This is a genomic window from Mycobacterium sp. FW102-FHT13B02, from assembly GCF_058790275.1.
Genome location: NZ_JBYTCM010000018.1, coordinates 40,965 through 55,911, shown reverse-complemented (window position 1 = coordinate 55,911; position 14,947 = coordinate 40,965). Strand labels below are relative to the sequence as shown.

The 14,947-nt window shown below is 65.2% G+C and carries 14 protein-coding genes and 1 tRNA gene; 7 read left to right on the top strand and 8 right to left on the bottom strand.

All coding sequences use genetic code 11. The features are described from left to right. Nucleotides 1-13 precede the first annotated feature (13 nt). Together AC3WTE_RS24440 and AC3WTE_RS24435 are read right to left on the bottom strand one after the other, a co-directional pair. The gene (locus AC3WTE_RS24440; RefSeq protein WP_492441663.1) at nt 14-1,228 is read right to left on the bottom strand and encodes a branched-chain amino acid ABC transporter substrate-binding protein; all 1,215 of its coding nucleotides are present in this window, start codon (nt 1,226-1,228) and stop codon (nt 14-16) included. 208 nt (nt 1,229-1,436) lie between these two features. Continuing rightward, on the bottom strand, nt 1,437-2,069 hold the full coding sequence (locus AC3WTE_RS24435; RefSeq protein WP_492441781.1) for an ANTAR domain-containing response regulator: 633 nt from the start codon (nt 2,067-2,069) through the stop codon (nt 1,437-1,439). Nucleotides 2,070-2,167: 98 nt separating this feature from the next. Here AC3WTE_RS24435 and AC3WTE_RS24430 point away from each other — a divergent pair. The 3 genes from AC3WTE_RS24430 to AC3WTE_RS24420 all read left to right on the top strand — a co-directional run bounded on the left by AC3WTE_RS24430 (nt 2,168) and on the right by AC3WTE_RS24420 (nt 3,083). Further along, nucleotides 2,168-2,244, top strand: a tRNA-Leu gene (locus AC3WTE_RS24430). A 23-nt stretch (nt 2,245-2,267) separates the two neighbouring features. Then, complete coding sequence (locus AC3WTE_RS24425) at nt 2,268-2,540, top strand: hypothetical protein (RefSeq protein ID WP_492441661.1); 273 nt, start codon at nt 2,268-2,270, stop codon at nt 2,538-2,540. 6 nt (nt 2,541-2,546) lie between these two features. Continuing rightward, nucleotides 2,547-3,083, top strand: a complete 537-nt coding sequence (locus AC3WTE_RS24420; RefSeq protein ID WP_492441659.1) for a hypothetical protein — start codon at nt 2,547-2,549, stop codon at nt 3,081-3,083. Between the two features lie 48 nt (nt 3,084-3,131). Here AC3WTE_RS24420 and AC3WTE_RS24415 read toward each other — a convergent pair whose 3' ends face one another. Beyond that, on the bottom strand, nt 3,132-5,189 hold the full coding sequence (locus AC3WTE_RS24415; RefSeq protein ID WP_492441657.1) for a hypothetical protein: 2,058 nt from the start codon (nt 5,187-5,189) through the stop codon (nt 3,132-3,134). 542 nt (nt 5,190-5,731) lie between these two features. Between AC3WTE_RS24415 and AC3WTE_RS24410 the strand changes: the two genes are divergently transcribed. Beyond that, the gene (locus AC3WTE_RS24410; protein WP_492441655.1) at nt 5,732-7,096 is read left to right on the top strand and encodes an adenylate/guanylate cyclase domain-containing protein; all 1,365 of its coding nucleotides are present in this window, start codon (nt 5,732-5,734) and stop codon (nt 7,094-7,096) included. On the opposite strand, the gene AC3WTE_RS24405 is transcribed toward AC3WTE_RS24410, so the two are convergent. Genes AC3WTE_RS24405 through AC3WTE_RS24385 form a run of 5 tightly spaced genes read right to left on the bottom strand, consistent with a single transcriptional unit; the run spans nt 7,069 to nt 11,433 of the window. After that, entirely contained in the window at nt 7,069-7,725 is a 657-nt protein-coding gene (locus AC3WTE_RS24405) for a response regulator (RefSeq protein ID WP_492441654.1), read from the bottom strand. The two genes, AC3WTE_RS24410 and AC3WTE_RS24405, sit on opposite strands and share 28 nt — an antisense overlap. Then, nucleotides 7,718-8,878 carry a MacS family sensor histidine kinase gene (gene macS / locus AC3WTE_RS24400; protein WP_492441652.1) on the bottom strand — a complete coding sequence of 387 codons (1,161 nt, stop codon included), beginning with the start codon at nt 8,876-8,878 and terminating at the stop codon, nt 7,718-7,720. Before macS ends, AC3WTE_RS24405 begins: the two co-directional genes overlap by 8 nt. Next, on the bottom strand, nt 8,878-9,630 hold the full coding sequence (locus tag AC3WTE_RS24395; protein ID WP_492441779.1) for an amino acid ABC transporter ATP-binding protein: 753 nt from the start codon (nt 9,628-9,630) through the stop codon (nt 8,878-8,880). Before AC3WTE_RS24395 ends, macS begins: the two co-directional genes overlap by 1 nt. A gap of 5 nt (nt 9,631-9,635) precedes the next feature. Beyond that, the gene (locus tag AC3WTE_RS24390; RefSeq protein ID WP_492441650.1) at nt 9,636-10,580 is read right to left on the bottom strand and encodes an amino acid ABC transporter permease; all 945 of its coding nucleotides are present in this window, start codon (nt 10,578-10,580) and stop codon (nt 9,636-9,638) included. Beyond that, complete coding sequence (locus AC3WTE_RS24385; protein WP_492441777.1) at nt 10,564-11,433, bottom strand: ABC transporter substrate-binding protein; 870 nt, start codon at nt 11,431-11,433, stop codon at nt 10,564-10,566. The genes AC3WTE_RS24390 and AC3WTE_RS24385 overlap by 17 nt, the downstream gene beginning before the upstream one ends. A gap of 244 nt (nt 11,434-11,677) precedes the next feature. Between AC3WTE_RS24385 and AC3WTE_RS24380 the strand changes: the two genes are divergently transcribed. The 3 genes from AC3WTE_RS24380 to cydB all read left to right on the top strand — a co-directional run bounded on the left by AC3WTE_RS24380 (nt 11,678) and on the right by cydB (nt 14,932). Further along, the gene (locus tag AC3WTE_RS24380) at nt 11,678-12,283 is read left to right on the top strand and encodes an HdeD family acid-resistance protein (RefSeq protein ID WP_492441775.1); all 606 of its coding nucleotides are present in this window, start codon (nt 11,678-11,680) and stop codon (nt 12,281-12,283) included. Between the two features lie 141 nt (nt 12,284-12,424). After that, nucleotides 12,425-13,873, top strand: coding sequence for a cytochrome ubiquinol oxidase subunit I (locus AC3WTE_RS24375; RefSeq protein WP_492441648.1), 1,449 nt, complete (start codon nt 12,425-12,427; stop codon nt 13,871-13,873). Nucleotides 13,874-13,885: 12 nt separating this feature from the next. Then, complete coding sequence (gene cydB, locus AC3WTE_RS24370; RefSeq protein WP_492441647.1) at nt 13,886-14,932, top strand: cytochrome d ubiquinol oxidase subunit II; 1,047 nt, start codon at nt 13,886-13,888, stop codon at nt 14,930-14,932. The last annotated feature ends 15 nt before the right edge of the window (nt 14,933-14,947 follow it).

The window sequence follows — 14,947 nt, the reverse complement described above, 5'->3', positions numbered from 1 at the left end:
CGTCTGCAGGTTCCTACTGGACCTTGTAGACCCAGATCAGGTTGGTGGTCAGCTCACCCTTGTTGTTCCACTGGTACTTACGGGCCACACCCTGACCGTCGTACTTGGTGACGAAGTCCAGCAGCGCCGGCCGGGTGACCGCACCCGAATCGATGCCCTTGACCAGGATGGTGCCCAGGTCGTAACCCTCGGTGCTGTAGGTGCCGGGCTCCTGGCCGAACTTCTTGGTGTACTCCTCGGCGAACTGCTTGCTCGCCGGGCCGCACGGGCACGACAGGATGGCGCCCTTGGAGGACTCGCCGGCCTGCTTGACGAACTCGGGGTCCTTGGTGCCGTCGGCGCTGACGAACGTCGCGGTCACACCACCGTCCTTGAGCTGCTGGACGAACGTCGCGGCTTCGGCGTAGTACCCGCTGTAGAAGATCGCATCCGGGGCCGCGCCCTTGATCTGGGTGACGGCGGCCGAGAAGTCCTTGTCGCCCTTCTTGACCGAGATGTTGCACGCCGAATCCGCGACCGGTCCCAGCGTGGTGCGCACGGCGGTGGCCAGGCCCAGGCCGTAGTCGGTGCTGTCGTCGACGACGCAGACCTTCTTGTACTTGAGCGTGTTCTTCAGGTAGTTCGCGACGGACGGCCCTTGCACGCCGTCGTTGGCCAGTCCGCGGAAGAAGGTCTTCCAACCGTTCTCGCTGAGCGTCACATTGGTGGCCGAGGCGGTGGCGGCGACGAGGCCGGCCTGGTCGAAGACGGTGCCGGTGGCTTTCGTCTCGCCCGAGAAGGCCGGGCCGACCAGGCCGATGGTGAACTTGTCGTCGACGATCTGCGGTGCGATGGCCGTCGCCTTCTGCGGGTCACCTTCGGTGTCGAAGGTCTTGAGCGTCACCTGGCAGCCCGGGTTGGCGGCATTGTGTTTGTCGATGGCCAGCTGCACGCCGTCCTTGATGTTGATGCCCAGTGCGGCATCCGGACCGTTGAGCGCACCGGCCATGGCGATCGAGACCGGCGGGCAGGTGGCCTTGCCGTCGCCGGCCGGATCAGCGGCAGTCGCGCCCCCGGCGGCCTTGATCTCCGCACCGTTCTCATCGATCTGCACCTGCTCGACGATCTTGAGATTCGAGCCTGCCGCGCCGCTCTGTTTCGGATCAGACTGACTGCATCCCGCCAGACCGAACACGATCAGACCGGCACTGCCGACTGCAAGAGCATTCCGAGCTACGCGACTGCGCACGCTTCACCTCCGGGTCATGGTTACGTGACACCGGACGTCGTTCTGACTCTTCGCAGGTGAGGCCCGACGTCCGCTACTTCGCGTAGACAGTAACCAACCGGGAGCGGTGATACCTGCTGTTGAGCGATGCTCGCCGACGTTGTGTCGGGCGGACCTGTGTAAACGCTGGGACGCGAAACACAGAGTTAACGGGCGGCAGCCCGGTGACTCAGCCGGCTGACGGCTCCGTCGTTTCCGCGGCGGGCGGATCCAGCGTTTCGACGACGACCTCGGCCACCCGTTTCATCGTGGTGCGACGGTCCATCGCCGCCCGCTGGATCCACTTGAACGCCTCGGGCTCGGTCATGCCCTGTTTGGTCTGCAGGATGCCTTTGGCGCGCTCGACGAGCTTGCGCGTCTCGAGCCGGTCGGAGAGCGAGAGGACTTCCTGCTCCAACGCCGTCAGCTCACCGAAGCGGCTGACGGCGACCTCGATGGCCGGCACCAGATCGGTGATCGAGAACGGCTTGACCAGGTAGGCCATGGCACCCGCGTCACGGGCCCGCTCGACCAGCTCACGCTGCGAAAACGCAGTCAGGATCACGATAGGCGCGATGCGTTTGGCCGCGATCTCGGAGGCCGCGTCGATGCCGTCCCGGCGGGGCATCTTCACGTCCATGATCACCAGGTCCGGCTTGAGCTTCTCGGCGAGTTCCACCGCCTCCTGGCCGTCGCCGGCCTCGCCGACGATCTCGTAACCCTCCTCGCGGAGCATCTCCGCCAGGTCCAGCCGGATGAGCGCCTCATCCTCGGCCACGAGAACACGGCGCGGTGTGACGTCATCAGTTGTTGGACCGGTCATCACCACATTGTCGCGTGAGGCGCGCTCGGAGGCGACCTCGGGGCGCGGCGCGGCCGCCAGAATCACATCAACTATGGTGGTACACCGCACCGCGAAACGCCCTCGTATCCCAACTGGCAGAGGAAACGGATTCAAAACCCGTGCAGTGTGAGTTCGAATCTCACCGAGGGCACCAAAGCTCGCCGCTAAACTGCACGCATGGGGGCACTGCGAGTCACTGCGGATGGACTGTTCGCTATTGCCGGACAACTCGAGCAGCATGCCCAAGCTCTGTCGGCACACATCACCAGCGGTGCGCCGCTGCCTGCCGGCCAATCCACCGCTGACGTCGTCGCCGAGATGCAGACGCGCATCGACGCCGCGTCCTCCGCGCATGCCGAACGCATGTGGTCGGTAGCCGCGTCGCTGACCAGCGCGGGTCGGGCCTATACCGACTCCGACAGCTCGGCCTCGGCAGCTTTGGCGGAATAGCCTCCGATGCCCGAATTCGAATTGCCGACGCTGGCACAGATCACCGATTGGGATGTGCAGCATCTGGTCGACGCCGCCGCACAGTGGAACAAGACCGCCGACCTGTGGGAGAACTCATTCCACGACGCCTGGCAAGGCATCCTGCGCCCCGGCGGCACCACGTGGGAAGGCAGCGCGGCGGAGAACGCGCAGGACATCGCCTGGCGCGATCTGGTCAAGGTCCGGGGGTCGGCCGACGCGCTGCGGGCGGCAGCCAGCATCGCGCACACCGGCGCTGCGTCGCTCTCCGATGTCAAACGCCTGGCGCTGGGCGCAATTGACGAGGCACGCACCAACGAATTCACCGTCGGTGAAGACCTGTCGGTGACTGAGGTGCGGTACCGATTCGTGGCCAGGGAGCGCGAGTCGCGCGAGTCCATGGCCGACGATCATGCCGCCGATATCCGGCACTTCGCCGCGAATCTCGTTGCGCTGGATCGAGATATCGCGCACCGTCTCCGGGCGCTCATGTCGGGCATCGGCGCCCCGATCTACTCGGTCTGAGCGCCTCCCCGGCGCATGACACGCCGGGGAGGCTTCGCCCAACCCCGTCTATGAGCCCTGGTGCTGGTGTGCCTTGTTGTCCGTCGACGAGGTGGTCTTTCCATCCGCGCCGCCCTCGGACCGCCCCGTCGGCGTTGACGGCTGGCTCGCAGCCGGGGTCTGCTTCGTCACCTTGCCCGGCTTCGTGCCCGGCTTCGTGCCCGGCTTGGTCTTGGTGCCCGACTTGTCGCTACTGCCCGACTTGTCTTGGCCCGCGGCGTTGGTCGTCGACGCCGTGGTGCCCGACTGCCCGGTGGACGTGTCATCGGACTTCGTCGCGCCAGCCGGAGCGCCCGTCTTGGGCGTTCCCGACACGGACGAATCAGGCTGCGTCGTTCCAGATTTCGGGGTATCCGTCTTGGCGGTGTCTGTCCCCGTGGTCGACGCGCCCGTGGTGCCCGTCGTCGATCCCTTGGTCTCGTCCGTCGACTTTGCCGGCGTCGTCGAGTCCTCGGCCTTCGGGTCCGCCGCCTTTGTGTCGGTCGCCTTTGTGTCGGTCGACTTGGTGTCGGTCGATGTGGTGCCCGTCGACGTGGTGTCCGTCGACGTGGTGTCCGTCGACGTCGGGTCGACGGCACCGGCCGCCGTGGGCTGAGCGGCATCGGCAACCTTGGTGTCAGCAGACCCCGACTTGTCGCCGGCCGTGACGTGCCCGGCGGTGTCCTTCGACCCGACCACCTGGGCCTTCAGTTCTGTGAGCGTCTTATTCGCCGCGGCGAGAGTGTCCGCGGTGGACAGCGTGGCAGCCGCCGGGGCGATGCTCGCGGCGGTAGTCGCCTGCGCCGTAGCCGGTTTGAAGATTCCTGACAGGAAATCGGTGAATGCCTTGACTGCGTTGGCGAATGCGGCCTGCACCGACGAGGTGAACGACGCGAATGCCTGCTGCGCCTGGGCGAAGGCTTTCTGAATGAACGCGATGAACGCCACGAAGGGTGACGTCACCGGGTTGTGGACCATGGCATCGGCAATGGCCTTCTGGATCACCGCCACCGCGAGTTTGGGCGTCCAGTCGGTTTGGTAGATGCCGTAACCGGTGTCGGTACCGGGAGTGCCGTCACGGGTCGTGTAGATGTACAGCGGTCCGGTGTAGGTCAGCGCCCGCCACGCGGTGATCATGTCTTGGATGAAGGCGGCCTGGCTCTGGTTGCTGGCGTCGGTCACCTGGCCGTTCGAGTCGAGCACGGTTTGGAAGCCGTATTCGGTGGCCCAGATCAACTTGGTCCCGTCGCCGTTCTGCACCATGAGCGCCCGGACGCCCTCGACTTGACTGATCGCGGTGAGCGGGATGCCCTGCCCTTGCGAGAACTTCACCAGCTGCGAGAAGTCATACGGGTGCACGGACAACGCGTCGAAAAAGCCTTGCGCGCCAGCGGCATACATCGCCGCCACGTAGGTGGGCGCGGAAGCGGTCAACCCGAAGAAGTCCACCAGCGGAGCCAGCGCGCCGGCGACTACCGTTGCCGTCGGATCGAGTTGCTTCAAAACCGGATAGACAGCTTTCAACAGTGCGGTGTAGCTGGCCGGACTCATCGGCTGGTAGAACGAAGCGGAATTGACCTCGTTCCAAATCTCGTAGGCCGAGATGGTGTTGCCGTACCGTTTGGCGACCTGAGTCATGAAATTCACGTAGTCCTGCGGATTGGGCGCTCCGGCACCCGGGAGAGTGCCGCTGGGCGCTGCCCACAGCGGCGTGCTGCTGACCACGGCCAGCACGCCCATGTTGTGCGCGGCAGCCGCATTCATCACGTTGTCCATCAACGTCCAGTTGTAACTGCCCTGGGCCAACGGTTCGATCAGACCCCACGGGACGAAGACTCTGACGTTCTGCACACCGATCGACTGCAGCTTGGTCAGCGTGGCGTCGATGTCCGCCGGCGACATTCCGTACAGACTCGAATCGGCAATGCCGATGGTGGTGTTCGATTCATCGATCGTCGCGGTAGGCGTGACGTCGGCCGCGACCGACCGGGGCGGCGTCGGGCCCACGTGGCTATAGGTGCAGATGACGGCCAGCGGCATCAATACGACGACGGCTCTCAGCATCAGAGCCCGGAACAGACGGTTCACCGCGGTCCCCCTTTCCACCGTGGCCATCACATTTGTCGACGGCGCGTAGGCCGCTAATTTACTGCCCCGCCAACAAATAAATGTGTACAAAAACGAAATCAGATGGAAATACTTTTAGCACGCATTTCAGGCAAACGAAAAGGCCAACTAAGTTATTCTGCCACGTTCGGATACAGCGAATTCAATATCGGTTCGATTTTTAGCCATGAGCAAGTCTTTCCAGGGATCAGTGCACCTCACAGTCGCTGATTTACCCTTCTACGCACCATTCGACGCTACTGTCGAATTTCTAGCAATTTTGATATTGATCGCTGGATGACACATTTTTCGCACACGGCGAAGGAGCGCGCACGACGCATCAATGCGCCGCTGACCGGACTCCATAAATGGCCACCGGGACTGGCCATTTATTGCTGACCTCACCTGCCCCAAATGGCAGTCCTCCCGCAACCGTGGCGCCGTCCCGACGCCGCCCTGTTCGCCGTCAGCGGAGTATCCGCAGGCGAGCACAAAATGCGGCCCTGCGCGTCTACCCTTTATTCATGGCGATCATGGACGACGCTCGCCTCGCCAGCGGTGCCGCGGCGCCGGCTCGCGCCGAGTTGGTCGCGGCGGTGCGCCGTTCGGTCTGCGTCCCGACCGCCACGGTGCGCGAGTGCCTCCACCCCGACGCTGACACCCTGAATCCGACCGTCGCGCGCAGCCGCCGAATCCTGACCCGCACCAGCCGCCTGGGCGCCATCCTCAGCGTCTTCTTCGCCTTCCAAGCGTTGTCGACGGGGCCGTACGCGATGTGGATCGGCGCCGTCAACGTGGTCAGCGCCGCGTTGTTCCTGCTCGTGCCGACGCTCTACCGGTTCGGTGAACTGGTCGCGCCGGCGGCATTCGTGCTCATCGCCTACACAACGGTCACCGTCGTGTGCATCAACGTCGGCACGGGTTCCGGAATCCTGCTGTATTTCGCCGTAGGAGGCGCGATAGCACTGTTGATAGTGGGGCTGGAACACCTCATGTTCGCCGCGGGTGTCGCCGCGGTCGGCATGATCACCGCGATCGTGCTGGAATTCACCGTCCCGGCATACACCGGCGTGCAGACCGAGATGGAAAGCCGCGTGGCCTTCGTCATCACCGCGGTGTCGGCTTGCCTGATCGTGATGGCGACCGTCTGGTCCGTCCTGCGGGAGAACGCCATCGCGCAACGCGCCATCCAGGCCGAGTATCTGCGGTCCGAGACGCTGCTGGCGAACATCCTCCCGGAGTCCATCGCACAGCGGCTGAAGGATCCGGCACACACCGTGATCGCCGACAAATTCGACGATGCCTCAATCCTTTTCGCCGATATCGCCGGGTACACCCAACGCGCCGCCGACACCGCCCCCGCCGACCTGGTCCAATTTCTCGACACGCTGTACACCGATCTCGACGCACTCGTGGACCGGCACGGCCTGGAGAAGGTCAAAACCAGCGGCGACTCCTACATGGTGGTCAGTGGGATACCCCACGGCCGGGCCGATCACCTCGAGGCACTGGCCTGCCTGGCCCTGGACTTCGCCGACTCGGTCCGCGAACTCACCGACCCGAAGGGCCGCCCCGTTCCGGTCCGTATCGGCATCGCGGCCGGTCCGGTGGTGGCCGGCGTGGTCGGCTCGCGCAAGTTCTTCTACGACGTCTGGGGCGACGCGGTCAACGTCGCGTCCCGGATGGAGAGTACCGATGTCGCCGGCCGAATCCAGGTGCCGCACAACGTCTATGAGCGCCTACAGCATGCCTACGCATTCGAGGAGCGCGGCGAGATCGATGTCAAGGGCAAGGGTCTGATGCGCACCTGGTACCTGGTCGGCCGAACGTCTGCGGCCGGGTCATCGCGCGCCGACGGCGCTCAGTCCAGCCCGTGCTCGATGGCGTAGCGCGCCGCTTCGACCCGATTGGCCACCTGCAACTTGCGGAACGTCGCCTGTACGTGGTTCTCGACAGTACGGTGACTGAGGGTCAGGCGTTCGGCAATCTGCTTGGCGGTCAACCCTTTTGCCACGTAGCGAAGGATCTCGGTCTCCCGTTCGGTCAGACCCGCGGCCGGGTCCGCACCCGGCGCTTTGGCCAGGCGCCGATGCTCCCCCAGCACCAGGCCGGCCAGTCCCGGCGTGAACACCGCACGCCCCGCGCCCGTCGCGCGGACGGCGTCGGCCAGCTCGGCCTTCGAGGCGCTCTTCACCAGATACCCGGTGGCACCGGCCTTCACGGCCTCCAGCACGTCGTCACGCTCATCGGAGGCCGACAACACCAGTACGCGGCTGGCGGGTGATACCGCCAGCACCTGGACGGTCGCCTCGACACCGCTGCCGTCGGACAGCCGCATGTCCATCACCACCACCTGCGGTTTGACCACCGCGGCCCGACGCCCGGCGGCTGCGACGCCGTCGGCCGTGGCCACCACGATGAAGCCGGAGTCTTCGAGATCACGGGCGACGGCGTCACGCCAGATCGGATGGTCGTCGACGACCATGACCGTCAGCTCGGCCTGTTGCGGCTCAGCCATCGGTACCTTCTGTTCTGGGCACCGTCAGCTCCCACTCGGTGCCGGCGCCCGGCGACGTCGTCAGCTCAGCCGCACCGCCGAGCGATTCCAACCGTCCCACAATGGATTTCGTCACACCCATATGCCCCTCCGCCGCCGCCTGCGCCAACCGTCCATCAGCGATCCCCACTCCATCGTCGCGGATGCTCACGACGACCCGCTCCCCCAGGTCCTCGACGAGGACGAATGCCCGGGCCCCCTGCCCGGCGTGCGCCTCCGTGTTACCCAGGACGTTGGCCACCGCGGCATCGAGTTCGCCTGCCACTGCGGCGTCGAGCAGCACCGGGTCCGGCGGCACGCTCACCGCCACACGGTCCCCCGCGCGGGCCCGGAGCATTTCACCGACGTCGGCCAGACCACCCGGCACGTCGTCGAGGCCGGAACTGACCAGCCGGCGTAACGCCCGTTCCTGCTCGCCGGCGAGGTGCGCGAGCTCTGCTGTCTCACCACCGATCTCCCGCCCCTTGCGGGCCACCAGCGCCAGCACCTGGATGGCACCGTCGTGCACCCGCCGGGACAGCCTCTCGCGTTCGGCGGTCGCCGCGGCCAACCTGACCGCGCGCTGCAGTTCGGCGTGGGCCCGCCGGGCAGTCTGGGCCGCCATCCCGACCGCCAGGCCTACCGCCAACTCGATGACGAGCGTCGCCTGCCGCCCGAGGTTGGGATCGAAGTAACCCTTGAGCACCGCACCGGCTGCCGTCACGAGCAGTCCGACACCCATCCCGGCCACCGGTCCCAGTTGGATCGCCGCCGACAACGTCGCGTTGGTGGCCCACAACGTCGTCGGCCACGACTGGTTGCCGGCGATCCACACCGGGGACGCCACCAGATCGGTCGACAACACCAGCAGGACGACCACCAGCACCTCGGCGAGCACCCAGCCGTTACGTCGACCGAAGCCGTGCAGGTAGGCCACCGCACACGCCAGGCTCCAGCCGATCAGGCCCCCGAACAGCGCCCACACGACGGCGGGATGCTGCATATCGTCATTCACCGCAAGCTGAAAACCCAAGGCGTACAGGCAACTGAGCAACCGGAAGCCCTGCGCCGCCCGCCACAGCGGGGCGGCCGGGTCCGGTGCTTGTTCCGGTTTTGCAGCGAGGTGCACAGCCACTACATCACTTTGGACAAAAATGCCTTCGTGCGTTCATGTTTCGGGTCGGCCATCACCTCACGCGGGGCTCCGCGTTCGACCACCACGCCGCCGTCCATGAACACCAGCTGGTCCGCCACCTCGCGGGCGAAGCCCATCTCGTGGGTGACCACGACCATCGTCATGCCCTGCTGGGCAAGCTTCTTCATGACGCTGAGGACTTCTCCGACCAGTTCCGGGTCGAGTGCCGACGTCGGTTCGTCGAACAGCATCAGCTTGGGCTCCATCGCCAACGCGCGGGCGATCGCGACGCGCTGCTGCTGGCCGCCGGACAACTGGGCCGGATAGGCGTCGGCCTTGCTGGACAATCCGACCTGGTCGAGCAGGTCCCGCGCACGGCTCACCGCCATATCGCGTTTGACGCCTTTGACGTGGACCGGCGCCTCGATGATGTTCTCCAGCGCGGTCCGGTGCGGGAACAAGTTGAAGTGCTGGAAGACCATGCCGACGTCGCGACGCTGGCGGGCCGCATCTTTGGCCGGCAACTCATGCAGCTTGCCACCGCGTTCGCGGTAACCGACCAGCTGCTCGTCGACGTACAACCGCCCGGCGCTCACTTGCTCCAGATGATTGATGCACCGCAGGAACGTCGACTTGCCGGAACCGGACGGGCCGACGAGCACGAGCACCTGCCCCCGCTCGACCTCCAGCGTGACACCCTTGAGCACCTGCAGGGCACCGAAGCTCTTACACACCTGTTCGGCGCGCACCATAGCCGTCATGGGTGCACTTCCCCGATTTGGGCGAGGGCAAGCGCCTCGAGCTGTTTGGCGGTCAGTTTGCGCGAGGCACCGCGCGAGAAGTAACGCTCCAGATAGAACTGCCCGACCATCAGCACGCTGGTGATGGCCAGGTACCAGCTGGCGGCCACCAGCAGCAGCGGGATGGGCTGGAAGATCACGGCGGAAATGTCGCGGGTGCGGGTATAGAGCTCGAGGGTGTACGGCACGGCGGTGACCAGCGATGTGGTTTTCAGCATGCTGATCAGCTCGTTGCCGGTCGGCGGCACGATGACCCGCATCGCCTGCGGAAGGACGGTGCGCCGCATGGTCATCCACCACGACATGCCCAGCGCGACCGACGCCTCGGTCTGGCCCTCCGGTACGGAAATGATTCCGGCGCGGATGATTTCGGCCATATAGGCGGCCTCGTTGAGGCCCAGGCCGATGAAGGCCATCTGGAACGCCAGCGACAGCCCCTGCAGCTGGATGTGGAACAACGACGGACCGAACGGAACCCCGACCTGGATGTTCTGGTAGATCGACGGGAACAGGCCCCAGAACACCAACTGCACGTACACCGGAGTGCCGCGGAAGATCCACAGATAGCCCCACGCGACGGCGCGGAACACCGGATTGGGCGACAGCCGCATCACAGCCAGGACGACGCCGAGCACCAAGCCGATCGCCATCGCATAGACAGTGAGCTGCAAGGTGTTCCATGCTGCCGCGGACACCCGCGCGTCGAACAGGTACTTGACGTAGGTATCCCAGCCGTAGGCGGGATTGGTGGCGGCACCGTAGACGAACAGGCCGGCCACGACGATGATCGCGGCCGCCCCGATCCACCGCCACGGGTGCCGCAGCGGGATCGCATCGATGGTGGCGGGACCGTGCGGGTCCGCCACCGAGTCAGCGTTCGTCACGTCAGCTGGTGGCCCCATTGACGACCGGCTTGTCGATCATGCCGGCCTGCACGCCCCAGTTGGTGGCGATCTGCTTGTACGTGCCGTTGTCGATCAGGTGCTGCAACGCCTGTAGCAGCGACTGCGCCAACGGCGAGCCCTTCTTCACGGGCCACCCGTACGGCGCCGAGTTGAACACTTCACCGGCCTGCACCAGCTTGCCACCCGCCTGCTTGATCGCCCACAACGTCACCGGCGAATCGGCCGACAAGGCGTCGGCCTGGCCGACGACGACGGCGTTGGCCGCCTGGTCCTGATTGTCGAACTTCACCACATCGATCGGCGGTTTACCGGCATCGGTGCACGCCTTGGTCTTGGCGGGCAGTTCCTCGGTGTCCTGGACCGTGGTGGACTCGACCGCAACCTTCTTGCCGCAGGCATTGTTGGGGTCGACGTGGTCTCCGGCGCGCTGGGCCCACAGGCTCCCCGCGGAGAAGTAGGTGACGAAATCGACCTGCTGTTCGCGCTGCTTGCTGTCGGTGAAGGACGACATGCCGACGTTGTAGGTGCCGGCCTGAATGGCCGGGATGATCTTCGAGAAGTCTGACTCTTCGCGGTAGTCGACAGTCAGGCCGAGCGTCTGCGCGATGGCGTTCATCAGGTCGACGTCGAATCCGACGACCTTGCCGCTCGGATCCTTGTATTCGTTGGGCGCGTAAGGCAGGTTGACGCCCACGATCAGCTTGCCGCTGGACTTGATGGCCTCCGGCACCGTGTTGGCGATCGATTCGACCTTGGCGGCGGGAGCAGCCGACGAGCTCGTTGCGGGGGAACTGGATTCGGTGTTCTTCGCGCAGCCCGATAACGCCAATGCGCCACTGGCGGCCACCATCACCGCAATGCGCCACGCTGTGCCCCGAACGGACTGACTCACACCTGACACGTCGCCTCTTTCTTCATGCTTCACTTCTGCCCCGACCACACCTGCCATGACACAGCGCCAGCGCGCATCGCCGCGCGCCTGCGTTGGGAGCACCTTATCGGCACGGTCGTCACCAAGCAGCCCAATCGCCGGTTGTCCACATCTTGAACCAGGGAAAAACAGTGATGTCCGAACTCGTTGCACCCAGCGTCAAATATGTGAGACTGCGTCAATGACGACTCCAACTCCGCCAAGTCTGTTGCAGCATCTGTGGAAAACCGAGCTCATCGCGGGCCTGATCGCCGTGGCATTGGGCGCTGCCGTGTTGGCCCAGCCCGGCATCTCGGTCGCGGTGGCGGCCATCTTCTTCGGCGCCTACCTGCTCGTCACCGGCATCGGCCAGGTGGTGTTCGCCTTCAGCCTGCACGTCGCGGCCGGCGGTCGGGTGCTGGCGTTCATCAGTGGCGCCGCGTCCCTGGTGCTCGCAGTGCTGGCGTTCCGTCACCTCGGCGATGCTGTGCTGCTCCTGGCCATCTGGATCGGCATCGGCTTCATCTTCCGCGGCGTGGCCACCACGGTGTCGGCGATCAGCGATCCCGGCCTGCCCGGGCGCGGCTGGAACATCTTCCTCGGCGTCATCAGCCTCATCGCCGGTTTCGTGGTGCTGGGATCGCCGATCGAGTCGATCGGCACGCTCGCGCTGGTGACCGGCATCTGGCTGGTGGTCACCGGTGTCGCCGAAGTGATCACCGCTTTCGGGATCCGCAAGGGCGCCAAGGCTGTTGACAAGGCCGTCACCGACGCTACGACCAACGCCTGAGTCGGACGATCGGCTGAATATGTGTGGCCCGGTGCACGTGTGCGCCTGGCCACACATTTCGCGGTTCGGCAGGTATGGACCGCGACCCGCATGAACTACTACGGTAAGTCGTAGACCAATCCTCCGACTGGGGAAGGCTCAATGGACGCACTGGACGTATCGAGGTGGCAGTTCGGGATCACCACCGTCTACCACTTCATCCTTGTCCCACTGACCATCGGCCTCGCGCCGCTGTTGGCCGTCATGCAGACCGTTTGGGTGGTGACCGGAAACCCGGCCTGGTACCGGCTCACCAAGTTCTTCGGCAAGCTGTTCCTGATCAACTTCGCCCTCGGCGTGGCCACGGGCATCGTGCAGGAATTCCAGTTCGGCATGAACTGGAGCGAGTACTCGCGCTTCGTCGGTGATGTGTTCGGCGCACCTCTGGCGCTCGAGGGCCTGGCCGCATTCTTCTTCGAATCCACCTTCATCGGCCTGTGGATCTTCGGTTGGACCAAGCTGCCCAAACTGGTGCACCTGGCGTGTATCTGGATCGTCGCGTTCGGGGTGAACGCGTCGGCGTTCTTCATCATCTCGGCCAACTCGTTCATGCAGCATCCCGTTGGCGCGCACTACAATCCGGAGACCGGCCGGGCCGAGTTGACGAGCATCTGGGAGTTGCTGACCAACAACACCGGAATCGCGGCGTTCACGCACACGGTCGGCGGCGCGATCCTGACGGCAGGCACCTTCGTCGCCGCCATCAGTGCCTGGTGGATGGTGCGCAGCGGTAACACCGAAGAATCGCGCACCATGTTCCGCCCCGCCGCCATGCTGGGCTGTGTGATCGCCTTGGTCGCAGCCGCATCACTCGCGCTCACGGGGGATGTCCAGGGCAAGCTCATGTTCGTCCAGCAGCCGATGAAGATGGCCTCGGCAGAATCGTTGTGTCACACCGAAACCGACCCGAACTTCTCGGTGCTGACCATCGGCACCCACAACAACTGCGACAGCGTCATACACGTCATCGAGGTGCCGTACGTACTGCCCTTCCTGGCCGAGAGCAAGTTCCAGGGCGTCCGTCTGGAAGGCGTGCAGGACCTGCAACGGCAGTACGTCGCCAAGTACGGGCCGGGCGACTACCGGCCCAACTTGTTCGTCACCTACTGGTCCTTCCGCATGATGATCGGATTGCTGGCGTTCCCAGGGCTTTTCGCGCTCACTACACTGTGGTTGACCCGCAAGGGCCGGATCCCAACGCAACGCTGGCTGAGCCTCTTCGCGCTCGTGACGCTGCCCATGCCGTTTCTGGCCAACAGCGCCGGTTGGGTCTTCACCGAGATGGGACGGCAGCCATGGGTGGTCGCCAGCAACCCGACCGGCGACCCGAACCTGCACCTGACCATCAGGCAGGGCGTGTCGGCGCACAGCGCGGGCACGGTCTGGATCTCACTGATCACCTTCACCGCGCTGTATGCGCTGCTCGCCGCCGTCTGGTTCTGGCTCATTCGCCGCTACACCCTCGAAGGGCCGCAGGAACACGACGCCGAACCGACACCACCCACCCCACCGGGCAGCGACGACGTCGCCCCACTGTCGTTCGCGTACTAGGAAGGGGCAGACGTGGCACTTCAGCACCTGTGGTTCATCATCCTGGCCGCGCTCTTCGTCGGCTTCTTCGTCCTGGAAGGATTCGACTTCGGCGTCGGCATGCTCATGGAGTTCTTCGGCCGTGCCGCTGACGGGGATGCCGACCAACACCGGCGCGCCGCCCTGAACACCATCGGACCGGTGTGGGACGGCAACGAGGTCTGGATCATCACCGCTGGCGCGGCGATGTTCGCGGCGTTCCCCGGTATGTACGCGACGCTGTTCTCGGGCCTATATCTGCCGCTGCTGGCCATCCTGGTCGGCATGATCGTGCGGGTCTGTGCCATCGAATGGCGCGGCAAGATCGACGATCCGGGGTGGCGCCGCTGGGCCGATATCGGCATCGCCATGGGTTCCTGGCTGCCCGCCGTGCTGTGGGGCGTGGCTTTCGCCTCGATCCTTCGCGGCCTGCCGGTCGACGCCCGCCATCAGATCCAGCTGTCCTTCGGCGACGTGCTGAACCCGTACTCGCTGCTGGGCGGTATCGCCACGGCCAGCCTGTTCGCGTTTCACGGCGCGGTCTTCGTCACCCTCAAGACCGAAGGGACCGTGCACGATACGGCGCGCCGCTTCGCCACCCGGCTGACCGTTCCGGTGACGGTGGTCGTCGCCGGGTTCGGTATCTGGACCCAGCTGGCCTACGGCAACGACGTCACCTGGATTGCCCTGGGAGTCGCGGTGGTGGCACAGCTCTCGGCGGTCCGGTTGGTGTGGACGCGCCGTGCCGATGGCTGGGCGTTCGCGGCGACGGCGGTGGTCGTCGCCGCCGTGGTCGTTCTGCTGTTCAGCTGCCTGTACCCGAATCTCGTTCCCTCGACGCTCAACCCGGCGTGGAGCCTGACCATCGACAACGCGTCGTCGTCGCCGTACACGCTGAAGGTGATGACGTGGGCCGCGCTGCTGCTCACCCCGCTGGTGATCGGCTACCAGGGCTGGACGTACTGGGTGTTCCGGCAACGGATTTCGGCCGAGCATATCCCGGCCTCCATCGGCTTGTCCCGAAACGGCCAACCGCACTGACCCGACCGTCGACCA